Annotated in this window: 17 protein-coding genes and 2 tRNA genes; 13 read left to right on the forward strand and 6 right to left on the reverse strand. The window is 73.5% G+C overall.

All coding sequences use genetic code 11. From position 1 onward, the window contains the following. The first annotated feature begins 235 nt into the window (after positions 1–235). Positions 236–916 (forward strand): GNAT family N-acetyltransferase, encoded by a 681-nt coding sequence (locus GV155_RS16280; RefSeq protein WP_160009659.1) that lies wholly within the window; start codon positions 236–238, stop codon positions 914–916. Between the two features lie 307 nt (positions 917–1,223). Here GV155_RS16280 and GV155_RS16285 read toward each other — a convergent pair. Beyond that, positions 1,224–1,296, reverse strand: a tRNA-Arg gene (locus GV155_RS16285). Between the two features lie 193 nt (positions 1,297–1,489). Here GV155_RS16285 and GV155_RS16290 point away from each other — a divergent pair. The 3 genes from GV155_RS16290 (at position 1,490) to GV155_RS16300 (ending at position 4,704) form a co-directional block, all read left to right on the forward strand. After that, complete coding sequence (locus GV155_RS16290) at positions 1,490–2,329, forward strand: hypothetical protein (RefSeq protein WP_160009661.1); 840 nt, start codon at positions 1,490–1,492, stop codon at positions 2,327–2,329. Between the two features lie 124 nt (positions 2,330–2,453). After that, a complete protein-coding gene (locus tag GV155_RS16295; protein WP_160009663.1) occupies positions 2,454–3,389 on the forward strand; it encodes an endonuclease/exonuclease/phosphatase family protein in 936 nt (311 codons plus the stop codon). A 94-nt stretch (positions 3,390–3,483) separates the two neighbouring features. Further along, positions 3,484–4,704: an LCP family protein gene (locus tag GV155_RS16300; protein WP_160009665.1), complete on the forward strand. Its 1,221-nt coding sequence runs from the start codon at positions 3,484–3,486 to the stop codon at positions 4,702–4,704. A 209-nt stretch (positions 4,705–4,913) separates the two neighbouring features. Here GV155_RS16300 and GV155_RS16305 read toward each other — a convergent pair whose 3' ends face one another. The 3 genes from GV155_RS16305 to GV155_RS16315 all read right to left on the reverse strand — a co-directional run bounded on the left by GV155_RS16305 (position 4,914) and on the right by GV155_RS16315 (position 6,569). After that, entirely contained in the window at positions 4,914–5,306 is a 393-nt protein-coding gene (locus GV155_RS16305) for a large conductance mechanosensitive channel protein MscL (protein ID WP_160009667.1), read from the reverse strand. Positions 5,307–5,375: 69 nt separating this feature from the next. Beyond that, positions 5,376–6,098 (reverse strand): RcpC/CpaB family pilus assembly protein, encoded by a 723-nt coding sequence (locus GV155_RS16310; RefSeq protein ID WP_160009669.1) that lies wholly within the window; start codon positions 6,096–6,098, stop codon positions 5,376–5,378. Between the two features lie 87 nt (positions 6,099–6,185). Beyond that, a complete protein-coding gene (locus tag GV155_RS16315) occupies positions 6,186–6,569 on the reverse strand; it encodes an FmdB family zinc ribbon protein (protein ID WP_160009671.1) in 384 nt (127 codons plus the stop codon). A gap of 78 nt (positions 6,570–6,647) precedes the next feature. Here GV155_RS16315 and GV155_RS16320 point away from each other — a divergent pair, with 78 nt between their 5' ends. Continuing rightward, entirely contained in the window at positions 6,648–9,341 is a 2,694-nt protein-coding gene (locus tag GV155_RS16320) for a penicillin acylase family protein (RefSeq protein WP_201300206.1), read from the forward strand. Here GV155_RS16320 and GV155_RS16325 read toward each other — a convergent pair. Next, entirely contained in the window at positions 9,338–9,967 is a 630-nt protein-coding gene (locus tag GV155_RS16325; RefSeq protein ID WP_236554372.1) for a 5-formyltetrahydrofolate cyclo-ligase, read from the reverse strand. The two genes, GV155_RS16320 and GV155_RS16325, sit on opposite strands and share 4 nt — an antisense overlap. Before the next feature lie 23 nt (positions 9,968–9,990). Here GV155_RS16325 and GV155_RS16330 point away from each other — a divergent pair, with 23 nt between their 5' ends. The 7 genes from GV155_RS16330 (at position 9,991) to GV155_RS16360 (ending at position 15,630) form a co-directional block, all read left to right on the forward strand. Further along, the gene (locus GV155_RS16330; RefSeq protein WP_160009673.1) at positions 9,991–11,376 is read left to right on the forward strand and encodes a UTP--glucose-1-phosphate uridylyltransferase; all 1,386 of its coding nucleotides are present in this window, start codon (positions 9,991–9,993) and stop codon (positions 11,374–11,376) included. Next, complete coding sequence (glp, locus tag GV155_RS16335; protein ID WP_201300207.1) at positions 11,369–12,670, forward strand: molybdotransferase-like divisome protein Glp; 1,302 nt, start codon at positions 11,369–11,371, stop codon at positions 12,668–12,670. Before GV155_RS16330 ends, glp begins: the two co-directional genes overlap by 8 nt. Continuing rightward, on the forward strand, positions 12,667–13,149 hold the full coding sequence (gene moaC, locus GV155_RS16340; protein ID WP_160009675.1) for a cyclic pyranopterin monophosphate synthase MoaC: 483 nt from the start codon (positions 12,667–12,669) through the stop codon (positions 13,147–13,149). Before glp ends, moaC begins: the two co-directional genes overlap by 4 nt. Then, the gene (locus tag GV155_RS16345; protein ID WP_236554373.1) at positions 13,146–13,661 is read left to right on the forward strand and encodes a MogA/MoaB family molybdenum cofactor biosynthesis protein; all 516 of its coding nucleotides are present in this window, start codon (positions 13,146–13,148) and stop codon (positions 13,659–13,661) included. The genes moaC and GV155_RS16345 overlap by 4 nt, the downstream gene beginning before the upstream one ends. 71 nt (positions 13,662–13,732) lie before the next feature. Further along, the gene (locus GV155_RS16350; RefSeq protein ID WP_236554374.1) at positions 13,733–14,314 is read left to right on the forward strand and encodes a GNAT family N-acetyltransferase; all 582 of its coding nucleotides are present in this window, start codon (positions 13,733–13,735) and stop codon (positions 14,312–14,314) included. Between the two features lie 178 nt (positions 14,315–14,492). After that, positions 14,493–15,488 carry a divisome protein SepX/GlpR gene (sepX, locus tag GV155_RS16355; RefSeq protein WP_160009677.1) on the forward strand — a complete coding sequence of 332 codons (996 nt, stop codon included), beginning with the start codon at positions 14,493–14,495 and terminating at the stop codon, positions 15,486–15,488. A gap of 66 nt (positions 15,489–15,554) precedes the next feature. Continuing rightward, positions 15,555–15,630: transfer RNA gene (locus tag GV155_RS16360), tRNA-Ala, on the forward strand. 70 nt (positions 15,631–15,700) lie between these two features. Here the strand turns inward: GV155_RS16360 and GV155_RS16365 are convergent. Beyond that, positions 15,701–16,318: a TetR/AcrR family transcriptional regulator gene (locus tag GV155_RS16365; protein WP_236554375.1), complete on the reverse strand. Its 618-nt coding sequence runs from the start codon at positions 16,316–16,318 to the stop codon at positions 15,701–15,703. A gap of 75 nt (positions 16,319–16,393) precedes the next feature. On the opposite strand from GV155_RS16365, the gene GV155_RS16370 reads away from it, so the two are divergent. Beyond that, positions 16,394–17,827, forward strand: coding sequence for a DHA2 family efflux MFS transporter permease subunit (locus tag GV155_RS16370; RefSeq protein WP_160009679.1), 1,434 nt, complete (start codon positions 16,394–16,396; stop codon positions 17,825–17,827). The last annotated feature ends 10 nt before the right edge of the window (positions 17,828–17,837 follow it).

The raw sequence follows: 17,837 nt of genomic DNA on the forward strand, positions 1-17,837 counted from the left end.
CGCGGCCCCTCGGCCGACGGAGTTGTGTCGGGATGTGGCCGCGCACACGTGTCACGCCGCCTGCGTGTACCAAGGCAGGATCCCGTACCGGCACGCTCCGCGGCCCATCCCGTATCGGCACGCCGCGTGGGGAGTGACTACCGGCCACGAGGGCAGCCATCACGCCTTAAGTCGACAGGACCGACGCTTGCGAAACCCGTTGTCACTAGACCCACTCCCGCGGAGAGAATCGGGCGTGCTCTCACTCGAGGAAATCTTTCCCCCGTTCGGACTACGTGTCACCAGCGGCCCCATCGAGCTCCGAGTCCTGCGTGACGACGACCTCCCCGAGCTCGTCGACCTGGTCGGAGGTGGCGTTCAGCCGCCCGAACAGCCCATGCCCTTTCTCCATGACTGGCATCAACAGCCGTTCGCCCCCGGCACACCTGACGGGTTCCCCACGACGTCGCTGGCCTGGTGGTGGACACAGCGAGCCCAGTTCGCGCCCGCGCACTGGCGCCTGGCACTGACCGTGCGTCGAGACGGTGAGCTCGTCGGCATGCAGGACCTGAACGCTCGGAACTTCGCGCTCACGCGTCATGTCGAAACAGGCTCCTGGCTCGGTCTGGCCCACCATGGACAAGGCACCGGCACCTTGATGCGTCAACTCGTGGTCGGGTTCGCCTTCGACGAGCTCGGCGCTCTGGAGTGCGGTTCCGGCTTCATCGTCGGCAACCGAGCCTCGGCGGCTGTGAGCCGTAAAACCGGCTATCTCGAGAACGGCCAGCGCCGGATCGTGCAGCACACGCGCCAAGGCGAAATCGGCGTCGATGAACAGCGCGTGGTGGTCACGCCGGCCACCTACGTACGACCGGACAGCGACGTTGTGTTTGAGGGCGCTGAGGCGTTGCGCCGGTTTCTCGCGATCGACTGCTGACCACCGTGCCGGGATCGCGACGCTGCCCGACCTCCCGCCGTACTCACGACAACTCCTCACGTCGTAAACCCAGGACGACAGTTCTGATCGCGCGGTCGCTTGTCAGAGGTTAGACACCGATGGGTGACCAGTAGCCGATCGGCTCGCGGAGCGTGCCAGTACGGGATCGGCTCGCGGAGCGCGAGGCTGGAGCGGTCGTTGACGTGGTCGCGGCGCAGACGGTTCCGCTTTGGGGTTGAAAGTAGGGAGCAAAGTGGGGAGTACCGGTTCGGACAATGTCTCGTCGCGAGGTGACCAGCGTGAACTGTGCCCCAGGCAGGAGTCGAACCTGCGACCTTTCGCTTAGGAGGCGGCTGCTCTATCCGCTGAGCTACTGGGGCGGGACGTGTCGAGCTCCCTGGTGAGGACGCTCGACGATCCGACCGAATCCTGCCACGGGGCGTCGACGGGGTGGATGCGGCGTCGTCCCTGCTGGTGAGTGTCGTCTGCGGCGCCTGCAGGGGTCGGCCCGGCGGGCGAGTCTCGTGCTCGAACCCAGGGGCGGTGGGCGACTGCCCGCCCTAGGCTCGGCCCGTGACCAGCGACCCGGCGGACTTCGAGGCGCTGGTCGGCGCCATCAGCATCCGCCGGGAAGGCATGCCGGTCGTCGAGGGTGGGCATCTCACTATCCGGTTCGGGATGTCCGGTCCCGGTGCTGTCATACGGGCGGCCAAGGACCATGTCGCAGTCTTCGACGTCGGTGCTGGGACGCGACTGGAGAGTCTCGGCGGGTACGGGATGCAGGACGCCCCGGGTGGGCCGTTCTTCGTCTGGGAGCTCACCGAGCCGCACGGAGACACGGTCGAGGTGTGCTACACCGACGGAGGCGAGGTGATCGCCTCTGAGGTGGTGTCCGTCGTCCGGGGCGGGAGCCTGGTCCGGCCCGACGACGTCGCGACGCTCACCTTCCGGGTTCCGGGTGGCACCGGCGACCCGGGTCCCGGGATCGTCCCGGTCGACGAACGGGACTCGTCGTGGGAGGACGGCCACCCCAGGTTCCGGGTGTACCTCCACGGCAGCGGAGGCACGGAGACCTACGGCTGGACCGACACCTACGACATCACCGGTGCAGACGTCCTCCAGGTCATCGACTGGGCCCAACGCCAGGCCGGGGACGTCCTCACCTACGCGGTCGCGCTGGTGCGCGACGACGTCGAGCACGCGCGCATCAACCCCGGTCATGGACGCGGCCTCGTCTGGCTCGTCGGCATGGACGGCAACGACACCACCGACCCTGGCAGCGCCGACGACGTCACACAGCAACGCATGCTGGCCCGCCGTCACCACCGGATCGACGTCGCCGACCTCGACACCATGCCGACCACGGTCCACGAACCCTACGAAGGCGGCAGGCCGACGAGGGGCCGACGCTGATCGGTGCAGGCGCGCACGGGCCCGCCGTCGGGGCGGATTCGGTGCCTCTGCCGTGTCGCCAGCTCTGGCCGACCCGTGATTGTCTAGTCCGGCCCGCCGCCCCCCGCTCAGGACGGATCCACTCATGCTCCCGCTCTCCCCCCGACGCCGACTGCGCGCGTCCCGCGCCTCCCTGGTCGCCCTCGCGGGTGCCGTCACGGCCGCGCTGGTGCTCACCACCGGCGCGGCGTCGCCCACCGCCTCGGCCAGCCCGCCCGCGACCGCCGGCACCGCCGTACCGGTGGTCGCCCCGTCGTCGGCCGCGGCCGACGACCTCGCCGCGCGCAAGCGTGGCAGCTTCAAGGCCGCCTCGTTCAACATCCTCGGCTCGTTCCACACCACGGGTCCCGGCGGGTACGCCTCCGGCGTCAAGCGCGCTCGGATGGCCAAGAAGTGGCTGATCAGCGAGGGCAGCTCGGTGATCGGCATGACCGAGGCGCAGCGCGACCAGATCCGCGTGCTCACCCAGGGCGGCACCTTCGCCTCGTGGCCGCCGCGGAAGTCCTCCTCGGACACCGAGACCGCGCAGTCGGTCGTGTGGCGCACCTCGAAGTGGAAGTTCGTGCGCGGCCAGCGCTTCACCATCCCGTTCAACTACGGCAACAGTCGCGAGCAGCCGATGGTGATGCTCAAGAACCGCGACAGCGGCCGCCGGCTGTGGGTGGTCTCGGTGCACCTCCAGAACGGTTCGAACCGTCAGGCCAAGCGGGAGCGCCGGGTCGGGATGGCGCGGATGATCAAGAACGTGCAGCGGCTGCAGCGCTCCCAGCCGCCGGTGCTGCTCACCGGCGACATGAACTCGCGCCGCACCGTGTTCTGCCGCACCGTGAAGAACACCGCCCTCGACTCCCCGATGGGCGGGGGCACCCGCAACGGCCGGTGCAACCCGCCGAGCGGGATGCGCATCGACTGGATCTTCGGTTCGAAGCCCTTCCGCTGGTCGGGCTTCCGCTACGCCGACGGCCCGGTGATCAACAAGATCACCGACCACACCGTGCCGGTCACGACCGTCCGCTGGTGATCAGGGCCGCCGCCCGCCCCTGACCGACATTTGGAACCGGGGCGGGCGTCGGCAACACTGAGTGCTCCTGACCGAGCCCCGAGGACGTCCCACCATGGCCGAACCCACGCCCGCCGAGTCGCCGCACGGGCGTCGTCGGGCCCGCACCAGCCGCCGACACACGATCGCCAAGGTGCTGATCTCCTCCCTGGTGGTCGTGGCGATGGTGACCGGCCTCAGCGTGGTCTTCCTCTACCGCCACCTCAACGACAACCTCACGGTGCTCGATCCCGGTGACCAGCTCACCGACCGCCCCGCGAAGGCGATCGACGACGTGCCCCAGGAGCCGCTGAACATCCTGGTGATGGGCTCCGACACCCGCGAGGGCGAGGGCAACGCGATCGACAACGAGTCCGGCGCGGGCGGCTCGGACACCACCCTGCTGTTCCACCTCTCGGCGGACCGTGAGAACGCCTACGGCATCAGCATCCCGCGGGACTCCATCGTCGACCGGCCGCAGTGCAAGACCGACGACGGCGACACGCTGCCCGCCGAGACCGACGTGATGTGGAACGAGGCCTTCACCGTCGGCGGCCCGCTGTGCACCGTGCAGCAGTTCGAGCAGCTCAGCGGTGTCTTCGTGGACCACTTCGTGGTCGTGGACTTCAACGGGTTCCGCGACATGGTCGACGCCATCGGCGGCGTCGAGGTCTGCATCCCCGAGGACATCGAGGACCCCGCCCACGGCATCAACATCCCCGCGGGCACGCGGGAGATCTCCGGCTACGAGGCGTTGAACTACGTCCGGGCCCGCTACACCCTCGGCGACGGCTCCGACATCGGCCGGATCAAGCGGCAGCAGGCCTTCATCGCCGCGATGGCCAACAAGGTCGTCTCCGGCGGCATGCTGGCCCGCCTCGACCAGCTCGTCGGCTTCCTGGACGCCGCGACCGAGTCGCTGACCGTCGACCCCGGCCTGTCCAACGTGCTCAAGATCGGCCGGATCGGGCTCGGCTTCAGCGGGATCGGGCTCTCCAACATCCGGTTCAGCACCGTCCCGTTCGAGTACGACACCCGCCCCGGGTTCGAGGGACGCGTCGTGTGGACCCCCGAGGCCGCCGACGTGTGGGACTCGATCGCCGCCGACGAGCCGCTGTCGCGCCGACTCGAGGACGACACCGTGATCAGCGCCGACAGCGTGCCGGGCACCTCGAGCGACGAGTCCGCGAGCCCCTCGGACGGGACCTCGGCGAGCCCGTCGGACGGCGCCTCGGCCTCGCCGCAGGTCGACCCCGAGCGCGAGGCCCAGCTGGAGGCGGCCGGTCTCTGTGCCTGACCGCCCGAGCGACCGGAGCCGGCAGGAGACGCCGGCCGAGCGTCGCCGCCGGTTGGACGCCGTGTTCGGTGACGTCCTGCCCGACACGACGAGCGACGAGCGCGGCGACGCCACGGAGGACCGTGGCGCGGACGACTGGCTCCGCGCACAGGTTCCCCCGCATCACGGCGGCTGAGCCGTCGCGGTGCGGGGGGACCGTCAGGCTCAGGTCAGGCAGGCGGTCCGGCGTGGCTCCCGCCGACGGCACCGGTCTCGCCCGGGCCGGAACCGGCCAGCAGGTCGCGGATCTGGCGCAGCAGCTCGACGTCCTCGGGCGTGCCGGCCGGCGGGCTGGGGAAGTAGCGCTCCTTGGCCTTGGTGTACGGCAGCACCACGAAGAAGTAGACGACCGCGGCCAGGATGATGAACGAGACGACGGCGTTCAGGAACGCGCCGAGGCTGTTCGGCTGGTTGGAGAAGTACTCGCTGGTGCTCTCGGGCAGCTGCTCGGTCAGCCAGTTGGTGAAGGTGGTGACGACGGCACCGAAGGCCGTGCCGATGATCACCGCGACGGCCAGGTCGACCAGGTTGCCCCGCAGCAGGAAGTTCTTGAACCCGGACATGGTGCTCCTCGGCGTTGGTAGACAGGTCTCCCCAGGCTAGGGGCCTCCCCGGTGAGAGGCATCCCCAGGCTAGGGGGCCTGCCAGGTGAAGGTGACGAACCCCGCCGCGGAGGCCTGCGTGAGCGCACCCACCTCCTCAGGGTCGACGGCCACGACCACCAGCGAGCCGGGCGGCGTCGCGCCGCCCGCGCCCACCGGGTCGCCCGTGCCGGCCCCGACCGCCGGGACGGCGAGGACGTCGACGCCCGTGGCGACCGGGGAGCCCGAGGCGCCGGGGCCGCCCTGCAGGTCGGCGGCGACGAGGTCGACCCGGTCGCCCACCCGGAGCAGGTCGGCGGCGGCCGCGTCGGCGAGCCGGACGGGCAGCGTCGTACGCCCCGGGCCCGCGTCGGCGAGCTCCTCGCCGACCAGGCGCGTCGCCGCGAGCTGCTCGCCCACGCCGACGGGGCCGGCGACGACCCGGCCGACCACGGCCGCCGGCTCCGGCGGCCCGGTGCCCGGCGGGACCAGCGCGGCGGCGACCGTGCGTACCTCGATGTCGTCGGCGGTGACGGTCGAGCCCGCCGGCAGGTCACGCGCGGCGACGACCACACCGGCGGTCGGGGCCGGCACCGGCGCGACGGCGCGGACGGCGGCCAGCACGGCGAGCCCGGTCAGCACCGCGGCGAGCAGTCGTCGCCGGGCCAGCAGCACGCGACGGGCGACCCGGTGGGCGCGGCGCAGCCGCAGGCGCCACGGCAGGGCCGGAGGCGCAGGGCCGGCCGGAGTGGTCGTCGGAGGTCGTCGGGGCACGTCGCGACGCTAGGTGTCACCGCCCGGCCGGGGCGGGACTCCGGCCACGCCTGGGGAGCAGTGCCCCCGAGCACCGTCCTGTGGACGTCAGCCGGTCTTGGCGGACCCGCCGGTGCTCGCGGGGGAGGACGGCTTGTCGCCCCCGCCGGCGGCCGGCTTCTTCTCGGACGCCTTCTCGGCCGGCTTGTCCGAGGACGTGCCGGCCCCCTTGTCGCCGGACGCGGCGCCGGACTTCTCGCCCGACTTCTCACCGGTCGCGCCCGCGGACGTGGAGGACCCGTTCTTCCCCGCGGCCTCGCGGCTGTCGTTGCGGTAGAAGCCGGAGCCCTTGAAGACCACGCCGACGGCGTTGAACAGCTTGCGCAGCCGGCCCTGGCACTGCGGGCACTCGGTCAGCGCGTCGTCGGAGAAGCTCTGCACCTGCTCGAAGCGGTGGCCGCACTCGGTGCAGGCGTACTGGTAGGTCGGCACGGGGTCTCCTCGTTCTCTCCGGGGCCGTCTGGCACTCGCGCGCCCCGACTGCCAATCCTACGACAGGGGCCGCACGGCATGATGGGCACCACCATGGCCGACGAGACCACCACGGCGCCCCGGCCGGGAGCGCTCGCCCGGGCCCGCCGTACGGTCCTCGGCTGGCCGCCCGCCGCGCGGGTCACCTCCTGGGTCGTGCTCGGCGTCGTGCTGACTTTCGTCGTCGGCCTGGTCCTCGTCGTGACGGTCGCCCGACGGCCGCTGCCGCCGACCGAGGGCGCCCAGGTGCTGCCCGGCCTGTCCGGTGACGTCGAGGTCCTGCGCGACTCCCACGGCGTGCCGCAGGTCTGGGCCGACACCACCGAGGACCTGATGCGGGCCCAGGGCTGGGTCACGGCCTCCGAGCGGTTCTTCCAGATGGACGTGCGGCGCCACGTGGCCGAGGGCCGCCTCGCCGAGCTCTTCGGTGCCGGCGCGGTCCCGGGCGACCGGCTGGCCCGCACCCTGGGCTGGGCGCGCACCGCGCGCGAGGAGCTGGCCCTGGTCGAGCCGGAGACCCGGGCGGCGCTGGCGGCCTACGCCGCCGGCGTCAACGCCTACCTCGAGGCCCGCGGCACCTCCGAGGTCGCCGCCGAGTACACGCTGCTCGGGCTCGGCGGGGTCGGCTACACCCCCGAGCCGTGGAGCGAGACCGACTCGCTGGCCTGGCTCAAGACCGTGGCCTGGGAGATCGGTGGCGACCTCGACGCCGAGGTCGACCGGGCGCTGACCACCGCGGCCGTCGGGGAGGCCGTGGTCGACGACCTGTTCCCCCCGACCGCGGTGGCCGACCCTGTGGTCGACCAGGGAGCGCTGGTGGACGGCGTCTTCGAGCAGGACGCGGTCACCGGCGGGACCCGCAACCCGCTGCGCCCGCCGTACGGGCCCCTCGACCGGCCCACCCACCGCTCCGTCGACCGGCCCTCCGGGGAGCCGCTGGGGGACCCCGGTGTCCTGGACCAGCTCCGCCGCACCGACGCGGCCCTCGACCGGTTGCCGTCGTGGGTGGCCAGCGGCGCCGGGCGCGGCTCCAACGCCTGGGTCGTCGACGGGGACCACTCCACGACCGGGGAGCCGCTCCTGGCCAACGACCCCCACCTCGACGCCACCCTGCCCGGGGTGTGGATGCCGGTCGGCCTGCACTGCCGGGAGGTCAGCGCGGCCTGTCCGTACGACGTGGCCGGCTCCAGCCTGCCCGGGGTGCCGGGGGTCGTGGTCGGGCACAACGCCGACGTGGCGTGGGGCGTGACCAGCCTGGGTGCCGACGTCACCGACCTGTTCCTGGAGCGCGTCGAGGGCGACACCTACCGCTACGAGGGTGAGTCGCTGCCGCTGCGGGTGCGCCGCGAGCGGATCCGCGTCGCCGGTGGGGAGGACGTCGAGGTGGAGGTGCGCTCCACCCGGCACGGCCCGCTGCTCAGCGACGTCCTGGGCCCGGTGGCCGACGTCGCGGGTCCCGGGGACCACGCCGTGGCGGTGCGCTGGACCGGTCTCGAGCCCGGCACCACCGCCGACGCGATCCTGGCCCTGGACCGGGCCACCGGCTGGGAGGACTTCCGCGCGGCCGCGGCCCGCTTCACCCTGCCCGCGCTGGGGATGGTCTACGCCGACACCACGGGGCGCGTGGGCTTCCAGGCCGCGGGCGCGATCCCGGTGCGCAAGAGCGGCAACGACGGGTCGCTGCCGGTCGCCGGGTGGCGCGCGGAGACCGACTGGACCGGGCGCGACGTGCCGGCCGCCGGGCTGCCGAGCGTGGTCGACCCCGAGGGCGGGGTGCTGGTCGCGGCCAACCAGGCGGCGGCCGGGGCCCGCTACCCGACCCTCCTGACCACCGCACCGGACCCGGGCTACCGGGCGGCGCGGATCGCCGAGCGGCTCGACGTGGCGCTGGCGGACGGGAGCGGCGTGTCCCCGCAGGACATGTCCGCGATCCAGGGCGACGACCTGCACCCGTTGGCCAGCAGCCTCGTGCCGCTGCTGCTCGCCGTCGACCTGCCCGGCGGCTACGCCTCCGACGGGCAGCGGCTGCTCGCGACGTGGGACGGGACGCAGCCCCCGACCAGCGGGGCGGCCGCCTACTTCAACGCCGTGTGGAGGTCCCTGCTGGCCGGTGCCTTCGACGACGAGCTGCCCCCGGCCGTCCGTCCCGACGGCGGCGCGCGCTGGGTCGCGGTGGTCGACCGGCTGCTCGACGAGCCGGACTCGCCGTGGTGGGACGACCTGGGCACCGAGGACGTCATCGAGTCGCGCGACGACGTGCTCCGCGCGGCGCTGCTGGACGCCCGGGACGACCTGACCTCACGGCAGGCCTTCGAGGCCGACGAGTGGACCTGGGGCCGCGCCCACGTGCTCGACCTCGAGGCCGCCACCGGGCCGCTGTGGGGCAACGACGCCGCCCGCGCGTTCCTGGACCGCACCGGCCCGCCGACCGGGGGGTCGGGCGCCGCGGTGGAGGCCACGGACTGGGACGCCGCCGCCCCGGACGAGGAGCCGGGCGACGCCCCGTGGCAGGTGACCACCGCCCCGTCGATGCGGATGGTGGTCGACCTCGGTGACCTCGACGCCTCCGGGTGGGTCACCCTCGGCGGCGTCTCGGGTCACCCGACCAGCCCGCACTACGACGACCAGCTCGGCCCGTGGGCGGCCGGCGAGCTGCTGTCCTGGCCGTTCAGCCGCGAGGCCGTCACCGCGGACGCCGAGGACGTGCTGGTCCTGGAGCCGGGACCGGACTAGCCCGGGGCGCGGGGGAAGCGGTGCACCCCGTCGGCGGTCGCGACGGCACCGACCCTCCGGTCGTGGGCCTCGCCCGGCACGGAGCGGCCCACCTCGTCGGGGTAGAGCAGCACGCAGGTCAGCGTGCCGACCGGCACCCGCGCCAGCGCCCGGTCGTACGACCCCCCGCCGCGACCCAGGCGCAGGCCCGTGTCGTCCACCGCGAGGCCGGGGACCAGGACCACGTCGGCGCCGGCCACGGCATCACGGCCGAGCGGCTCCCCGAGCGGCTCGAGCAGGCCACGGCGGGCGGGGTAGAGCTGGCTCTCGCCGGTGTGCGAGGCCCAGTCCAGGTCGCCGTCGGCCTGCAGGAGCGGCAGCAGCACCCGCTTGCGGGAGGCGAGGAGGGCGTTCAGCAGGGCCGAGGTGCCCGGCTCGGTGCCCACGGCGACGTACGCCGCGACGGTCACCGCCCGGCGTACCTCCGGGGTGTCGAGCAGGTGCGCCGCGGTCGCGCGGGCGTCCTCGACGAGGGACGCGAGCGGGCGTCGGCGGCGCCCCTCGAGGACCTGGTCGCGCAGCGCGAGCTTGGCCGGCGCCGCCGAGGGCGGGGACGGCTCGTGGGGAGGAGGTTGCGGACCGGCCACCGCACGAGCCTACGATCAGGCGCATGGGTAGCCCAGCACTGAAGAAGGCCCTGGCCAAGATGGCCGGGGCCGGCGTCGACGAGGTCGCGGTGGAGACCTTCGCGCACTACTTCCGTCTCCTCGAGCACGGCGAGACCGGGATGGTGCCGGAGTCCACGATCGACCCCGTCGACATCGACCGGCTCGACGACGTCGAGGTCGACGAGGAGGCCGCGCGCGAGGCGGTCCGCCGCACGGCGGTGATCAAGCTGAACGGCGGCCTCGGCACCTCGATGGGCATGGACCGCGCGAAGTCGCTGCTGTGCGTGCGCCGGGGGCTGTCGTTCCTCGACATCATCGCCCGGCAGGTGCTGCACCTGCGCTCGGAGTACGACGCACCGCTGCCGCTGCTGATGATGAACTCGTTCCGCACCTCCGCCGACACCCTCGCCGCCCTGAAGCGCTACGACGACCTCGCCGTCGACGGGCTGCCGCTGGAGTTCCTGCAGAACAAGGAGCCCAAGCTGCTGACCAAGGACCTGAGCCCGGTCAGCTGGGACGCCGACCCGGACCTCGAGTGGTGCCCGCCGGGGCACGGTGACATCTACACCGCGCTGCGCGGCACGGGCCTGCTGCAGGACCTGATCGACCAGGGCTACCGCTACGTCTTCGTCTCGAACTCCGACAACCTCGGCGCCGTGCCCGACGCGCGCGTCGCCGGGTGGTTCGCCCAGTCCGGCGCGCCCTTCGCGATCGAGGCCGTGCGCCGCACCGCCTCGGACCGCAAGGGCGGTCACTTCGCGCGCCGCAAGGCCGACGGCCGGATCGTGCTCCGTGAGAGCGCGCAGACCCTGCCCGAGGACGCGAAGGCCCTCGCCGACCTGGACCGCCACCGGTTCTGCTCGACCAACAACCTGTGGTTCGACACCCACGCCATGAAGGAGGCCCTCGACGCGCGCGACGGCATCCTGGGCCTGCCGCTGATCCGCAACGTCAAGAACGTCGACCCCGGCGACAAGTCCAGCCCCGAGGTCGTCCAGGTCGAGACCGCGATGGGCGCGGCGATCGAGGTCTTCGAGGGCGCCCGGCTGATCGAGGTCGGCCGCGAGCGGTTCGTGCCGGTCAAGACGACCAACGACCTGCTGGTGCTGCGCTCGGACGTCTACGAGATCGGCCAGGACTTCGTGCTCGACCCGGTCGCCGAGGTGCCGTTCATCGAGCTCGACGGCGACCACTACAAGCTGGTCGGCCAGTTCGACAAGCACTTCCCCGAGGGTGCCCCGTCGCTGAAGGAGGCCACCTCGTTGCGGATCGACGGCGACTGGACCTTCGGGCGCGGCGTCCGGGTCCAGGGCGACGTCGCGCTCGAGGGCGGCACCGGTCGCCGGGTCGAGGCCGACGAGGTCCTGACCGGCACCCGCAGTGGCTGAGCAGGGCGGCGGTGCGGCCGGTGGGCCCGGTGGGACCGGGGGGCCGATCACCGTCGAGGAGCACCTCGCGCAGGTGCTCGCGACCGTGGGGCCGCTGGCGCCCGTACGCCTGCCGCTCGACCAGGTCCGCGACCTCGTCCTCGTCGAGGACCAGGTCGCGCCGCTGAGCCTGCCGCGGTTCACCAACTCCGCGATGGACGGCTACGCCGTGCGCGCCGCCGACCTCGGCAGCCCCGGTGAGGCCGCGCCGGTCGAGCTGCGGGTGGCCGGTGAGGTCGGGGCCGGCCAGGCCACCACCCGGGTCGTGCCGCCCGGCGAGGTCGTCAAGATCATGACCGGCGCCCCGGTGCCGGACGGCGCCGACGCGGTCGTGCCCTACGAGTGGACCGACCGCGGCGCGACCACGGTCCGGATCACCCGCGCACCCGCGGTCGGCGCGCACCTGCGGGGTGCGGGGGAGGACGTCACCGAGGGCGACCTCCTGGTCGCCGCCGGCACCCGTCTCGGCCCCCGCCACCTCGGCCTGCTCGCCTCCTGCGGCATCGCCACGGTGCCCGTACGACCCCGTCCCGTCGTGGCGGTGCTCTCGACCGGGACCGAGCTGCGCGACCCGTCCACCGCGCTGGGGGACCTGCCCGACGACGCGATCTACGACGGCAACTCCTACCTGCTGGCGGCGGCCGTCGAGGCCGCCGGCGCCACCGCGCTGCGGCTGGGGCTGGTGGCCGACGAGCCACGGGCGTTCCTCGACGTGCTCGCCCGGCTGAACGACGAGGGCGGCGTGCACGCGGTGATCACCTCCGGCGGGGTCAGCCAGGGCGACTTCGACGTGGTGAAGGCCGCGCTGCGCCCGCTGGGCACGGTGTGGTTCGGTCCGGTCGCGATGCAGCCGGGCAAGCCGCAGGGCTTCGGCCACGTCGACGGCCTGCCGATCTTCACGCTGCCGGGCAACCCGGTGTCGGCCTACATCTCCACCGAGCTGTTCGTGCGCCCCGCGCTGCGCACCATGATGGGGCTCGAGCCCGTCAGCCGGCCGCTGGTGGACGCCACGCTCACCGAGCGGGTCACCTCGCCGCCCGAGAAGCGGCAGTTCCTGCGCGGCACGGTCAGCGTCCGCGAGGACGGCCTCGAGGTCGCCCTCAGCGTCTCGCCGGTCGGCGGCTCCGGATCCCACCTGGTCGGCGACCTCGCCGCGGCGGACGCGCTGATCGTGGTCCCCGAGGACGTCACCGTCCTCGAGCCCGGGTCCACCGTGCAGGTCGTCCGGCTGACCCGTCCCGAGGAGGGGCTGTGAACGAGCAGGGGCCGGCACGCCTGACGCACGTCGACGAGCAGGGCGCGGCGCGGATGGTCGACGTCAGCGCCAAGGACGTCACCACGCGGACCGCCCGGGCCTCCGGCCGGGTCCTGGTCTCCGCCGAGGTCGTCGGGCTGCTGCGCGGCGAGGGCGTCCCGAAGGGTGACGCGCTCGGGGTCGCCCGGGTCGCCGGGATCATGGGCGCCAAGCTCACCCCGACCCTGGTGCCGCTGTGCCACCCGCTGGCGATCTCCGGGGTCACCGTCGACCTCGAGGTCCTCGACGACGCCGTCGAGATCGGCGCCACCGTCCGGACGACCGACCGGACCGGCGTCGAGATGGAGGCCCTGACCGCGGTGTCGGTGGCCGCGCTCACCCTGGTCGACATGGTCAAGGCCGTCGACAAGGCCGCGGTGATCACCGACGTGCGCGTGGAGACCAAGAGCGGCGGCCGGTCCGGGGACTGGTCGCGGTGAGCCACCCGACGAGCCACCCGCAGGTGCAGCCGCGCGGGTCCCTCGGCGCCGCCGTCGTGGTCGCCTCCAACCGGGCCGCGGCCGGGGTCTACGAGGACACCACCGGCCCGCTGATCGTCGACGCCCTGCGCGACCTCGGCTTCGCCGTCGGGGCGCCCGTGGTGGTGCCCGACGGCGAGCCCGTCGGGGAGGCCGTGCGCGCCGCGGCGGGGGCCGGCGTACGCGTCGTGCTCACCACCGGCGGCACCGGGCTGACCCCCACCGACCGGACGCCCGAGGTGACCCGCGCGCTGCTGGACCACGAGGTGCCGGGGATCGCCGAGGCGATCCGTGCCCACGGCGTCGCCCAGGGCGTGCCGACCGCGATCCTGTCCCGCGGCCTGGCCGGCGTCGTGGGGCACACGCTCGTGGTGAACCTCCCCGGCTCGCGGGGCGGGGTGAAGGACGGGCTCGCGGTGCTGGCGCCGGTCCTGGTCCACGCCGCCGAGCAGGTCGTCGGGAGCGACCACTGAACGGCCCGGGGGCCTACGGCCGCGCCGGGCGGGCCTGGCCGGCACGCCTCCGCTCGGGCCGCGACCCCCAGGTGTCGCTGCGACCGCTGGCCCGCGGTGACGCCGAGGCCTGGCGCGAGGCCCGTCGTCGCAGCGCGGCCTGGCTGGTGCGCTGGGACGCGACCGTGCCGCCCGGTGGATCGACCCGCCCCGCGTCGTACGGCGCGCTCGTGAGGCGGATGAACCGCCAGGCGCGGGAGGGCACCACCTTCCCGTTCGCGATCGAGGTCGACGGCGCCTTCGCCGGCCAGGTGACGGTCAACAACGTCGTGCGCGGCTCGGCGCAGTTCGCCTCGGTCGGCTACTGGATCGACCAGCGCTTCGCGGGCCGCGGCGTGATGCCTCGTGCCGTCGCGATGACCATCGACCACTGCTTCGGCCCGCTCGGGCTGCACCGCGTCGAGGTCGCGATCCGCCCGGAGAACACCAACTCGCTGCGGGTGGTGGAGAAGCTCGGGATCCCCGAGGTCGGCTACGCCCCCCGCTTCCTGCACATCGACGGCGACTGGCGCGACCACCGGCTCTACGCGATCACCGCCGAGGACGTCCCCGAGGGCCTGCTGGCCCGCTACGAGCGCGAGGTCGCGGGGGAGCGGTCGGAGCGGTCGGGGTAGGACCGCGAAGTCCCCGGTCGGCCGGGGACTTCTGAGCTTGTCGGCCTTTGCAAAGGCCGACAAGTTCAAGACTTGCCCGTCAAGTCCAGACCCCCGAACCACATCTGCACCACAGGCAATACGCGACACACGGGCGCGGGTCCCGGGCGCCCCGGCCCCGCCCTCCTAATCTCAGGTCGTGGACCTCAGCGCACTCATCTTCGTGGCCCTCGCGGTGGCCTGGGCCGTCTACCTGGTCCCGAAGGCGATCCGCCACCACGACGAGGTCGCCCGCAGCCGTTCGGTCGACCGGTTCTCCGCCACGATGCGGGTCCTCGCGCGCCGCGAGGCCGTCAGCGCGCGCGACAGCCGCCTGGTCGTCAGCCCCGGTCGCGCGGCCGCCACCACGACGGTCACGACCAAGGACCGCCACGCTCCCGTGGCCGAGCCTGCCGCCGAGCACCCCGCCGACCACCCCGCCGAGCGCCCCGTCGACCAGCCCGCCGAGCCCGCCCGCCGCGAGGTGCCGCTCGCCGTACGCCGGCGCGCCGCCGCCCGCGCGGCAGCCCGTCGCCGGCGCGTGCTCGGTGCCGTCCTGGGTGCCCTGGCCGCCGTCGTCCTGCTCGCCGCAGCGGGTGCGCTCGCCTGGGCCTGGACCGCGGTGCCCGTCGTGCTGCTCGTCGCCTGGCTGACCGCCTGCCGGATGATGGTCCGGGTCGAGACCGGCCGCGCCGCCGAGGCGCAGCTGCGCCGTGCGCAGCGCAAGGACGCCCGGGCTGAGAAGCGCGACCAGCGCCGCGAGGCGCGGATCGCCCGCCGGGCCGAGCGCGACGAGGACTTCTTCGGCGACTACGACAAGCCCTCCCCGCTGCTGCCCGTCGTCGACGACGGCGGTGACCCGACGCAGGAGGTCGCGGCCGTCATCGGTGGTGCGAGCACGTCGGTGCGCACGGCCGCCGAGGCCGGCATGTGGGACCCCGTCCCGGTCACGCTGCCGACCTACGTCGGCAAGGCTGTGGCCACGCCCCGGACCGTGCGCACCATCGACCTCGACTCCACCGGCGTGTGGACCTCGGGCCGGTCGGAGTCGGACAGCGCGCTGGCCCGCGAGGCCGAGCAGGCCGCGCGCACCGAGAAGGCCGAACGTGCCGAGCGGGACCGCGCCGCCGACGAGCGGCGCGCCACCGGTTCCTGACCCGGGCGGGTTTCGGCACCGGCCGCGGCTGGTGCTAACGTTTCGCACCGCGTCGCAAGACGCTCCGGGGCTGTGGCGCAGTTGGTAGCGCGTCTCGTTCGCAATGAGAAGGTCAGGGGTTCGAATCCCCTCAGCTCCACCACCACGCAGGGCCCCTCGACAGCAGCAGTGCTGCTCGGGGGGCCCTTCGTCGTCGTGTCAGGCGGCCGTGCTCACGACGCCTCGCCAGGCCCGATCACGAACGGCAGGGCGTCGCCGAAGGCGCAGACCGTGAACGGTGCGACGGCCCGCCCGGCACCCTCCTCGTCGAGGTGCTCGGGCGCCCGCATCGAGAGCAGCACGTTCATCAGCATCCCCTGGGCGACGAAGTCGCGGATCCGCTCCTCGTCGCCGCCGGCGTCGTGCAGCGTGGTGAACACCGCGCCCATGCACGCCCGGCTGCGCTCGGCGATCTCCTCGATCCCCCCGGCGGCGAAGCCGTGCATCATCACCATCAGCAGGTCCCGGTCGGCCATCAGCTCGGCGTAGGCGAGCCCGAGCCGCTCCCAGTCCTCGTCGCTGCCCGGGTCGAAGCCGGCGCCGATCACCTCCGCGAAGGCCCGGTCGATCCGTCCCATCGCGCGCTCGAACACCTCGAGGAAGAGCTCGAGCTTGGTGCCGAAGATGCGCACGACGTACGGCTGCGAGACGCCGGCGTGCTTGGCCACCGTGTCGGTGCTGGTGCCGTGGTACCCGCCGAGCGCGAAGGCCTGCGTGGCGGCGTCGAGGACGAGGGCGCGGCGTTGTGCCGCGCTCATCCGGGGGACCGGGGCGGCGTCCTGGGTGGTCACCCTTGACAGATTATCAGTCGATTACCTAGCGTCGAGACAAGTAATCATTCGATGCCTTCTAGAGTGGAGACGCAGATGACCCTCCTCGACACCCCGTACGGACGGCGCGGACCGCGCGAGCCCGACGTCGTCGCGACCGGACGTCCCTCCCGCGCCCCGGTGTGGCTCGTGGTGGTGGCGGCCTCCCTGCCGATGTTCATGGCCACGCTCGACAACCTGGTGATGACCAGCGCGCTCCCGGTGGTCCGCGCGGACCTCGGCGCGAGCGTCGGGCAGCTGTCCTGGTTCCTCAACGCCTACACGCTGACCTTCGCCACCTTCATGCTGCCGGCCGCGACCCTGGGTGACCGCCTCGGTCGGCGCCGGGTCATGGTCGCCGGCCTGACCGTGTTCACCCTCGCCTCCATCGCTGCTGCGCTGAGCTCGACCTCGGAGGCGCTGATCGCGGCCCGGGCCGTCCAGGGCCTCGGCGCCGCGGCGATCATGCCGCTGTCCCTGACGCTGCTGGCCTCCTCGGTCTCGCCGGCGCTGCGTCCGGTCGCCATCGGCGTCTGGGGCGGTGTCTCCGGCCTCGGGGTCGCGCTCGGGCCCGTCGTCGGCGGTGCCGTCGTCGAGGGCATCAGCTGGCAGGCGATCTTCTGGCTGAACGTGCCGGTCGCCCTCGTCGCCGTCCCGCTCCTGCTGCTGACGGTCGGGGAGTCGCGCGGCGCCTGGCAGCGCCTCGACCCGGTCGGCACGCTGCTGATCGGCGGCGGCGTGCTCGCCGGGGTCTGGGGGATGGTGCACGGCAACGAGGACGGCTGGGGCTCGCCCGGTGTCCTCGTCCCGCTGGTCCTCGCGGGCGTGCTCGTCCCGGCCTACGTGCTCTGGGCGCGCGGGCGCTCGTACGCCGTGCTGCCGCTGCGGCTCTTCTCCTCCCGGGGCTTCTCGGTGGCCAACGCCGTGGCGCTGCTCTTCACCACGGGGGTCTTCGGCACGGTCTTCCTGCTCTCGCAGTACCTCCAGGTCGTGCAGGGCTACAGCCCGCTCGAGGCCGGTCTGCGGACGCTGCCGTGGACCGCGGCGCCGATGGTGGTCGCGCCGATCGCCGGGGCGCTGGCCTCCCGCACCGGGCTGCGGGCCCTGCTGCTGGTGGGTCTGGGCCTGCAGACCGCGGCGCTCGCGTGGTTCGCGGTCGTCACCGAGAGCGGCGCCGCCTACGAGGCCTTCGTCGTGCCGCTGGCGATGGCCGGCGTCGGGATGGGCCTGACCTTCGCCCCCAGCGCCACGATGGTGCTCGACGGGCTGCCCGACGACGACTTCGCGATCGCCAGCTCGGCCAACTCCACGATCCGGGAGTTCGGGGTGGCCTTCGGGATCGCCCTGCTCACGGCGGTCTTCCTCGGCAACGGCGGTGAGATCAGCCCCACCGGCTACGACGGCGCGGCCGGCCCGGCGCTGCTCACCGGGGCCGCGGCGGTCGGGCTCGCGACCCTCGCGGCCCTCCTGGCTCCCCGCCGGGCCCGCTGAGGCCGGTGGG

It is taken from the genome of Nocardioides sp. AX2bis (genome assembly GCF_902506435.1).
Lineage (GTDB): Bacteria > Actinomycetota > Actinomycetes > Propionibacteriales > Nocardioidaceae > Nocardioides.

Bases quoted from the DNA above. Each gene is read 5' to 3' on its own strand.
- GV155_RS16295 (WP_160009663.1), top strand. From the start codon at position 2,454: ATGCTCCCGCTCTCCCCCCGACGCCGACTGCGCGCGTCCCGCGCCTCC.
- GV155_RS16300 (WP_160009665.1), top strand. From the start codon at position 3,484: ATGGCCGAACCCACGCCCGCCGAGTCGCCGCACGGGCGTCGTCGGGCC.
- GV155_RS16305 (WP_160009667.1), bottom strand. From the start codon at position 5,306: ATGTCCGGGTTCAAGAACTTCCTGCTGCGGGGCAACCTGGTCGACCTG.
- GV155_RS16320 (WP_201300206.1), top strand. From the start codon at position 6,648: ATGATGGGCACCACCATGGCCGACGAGACCACCACGGCGCCCCGGCCG.
- GV155_RS16330 (WP_160009673.1), top strand. From the start codon at position 9,991: ATGGGTAGCCCAGCACTGAAGAAGGCCCTGGCCAAGATGGCCGGGGCC.
- GV155_RS16370 (WP_160009679.1), top strand. From the start codon at position 16,394: ATGACCCTCCTCGACACCCCGTACGGACGGCGCGGACCGCGCGAGCCC.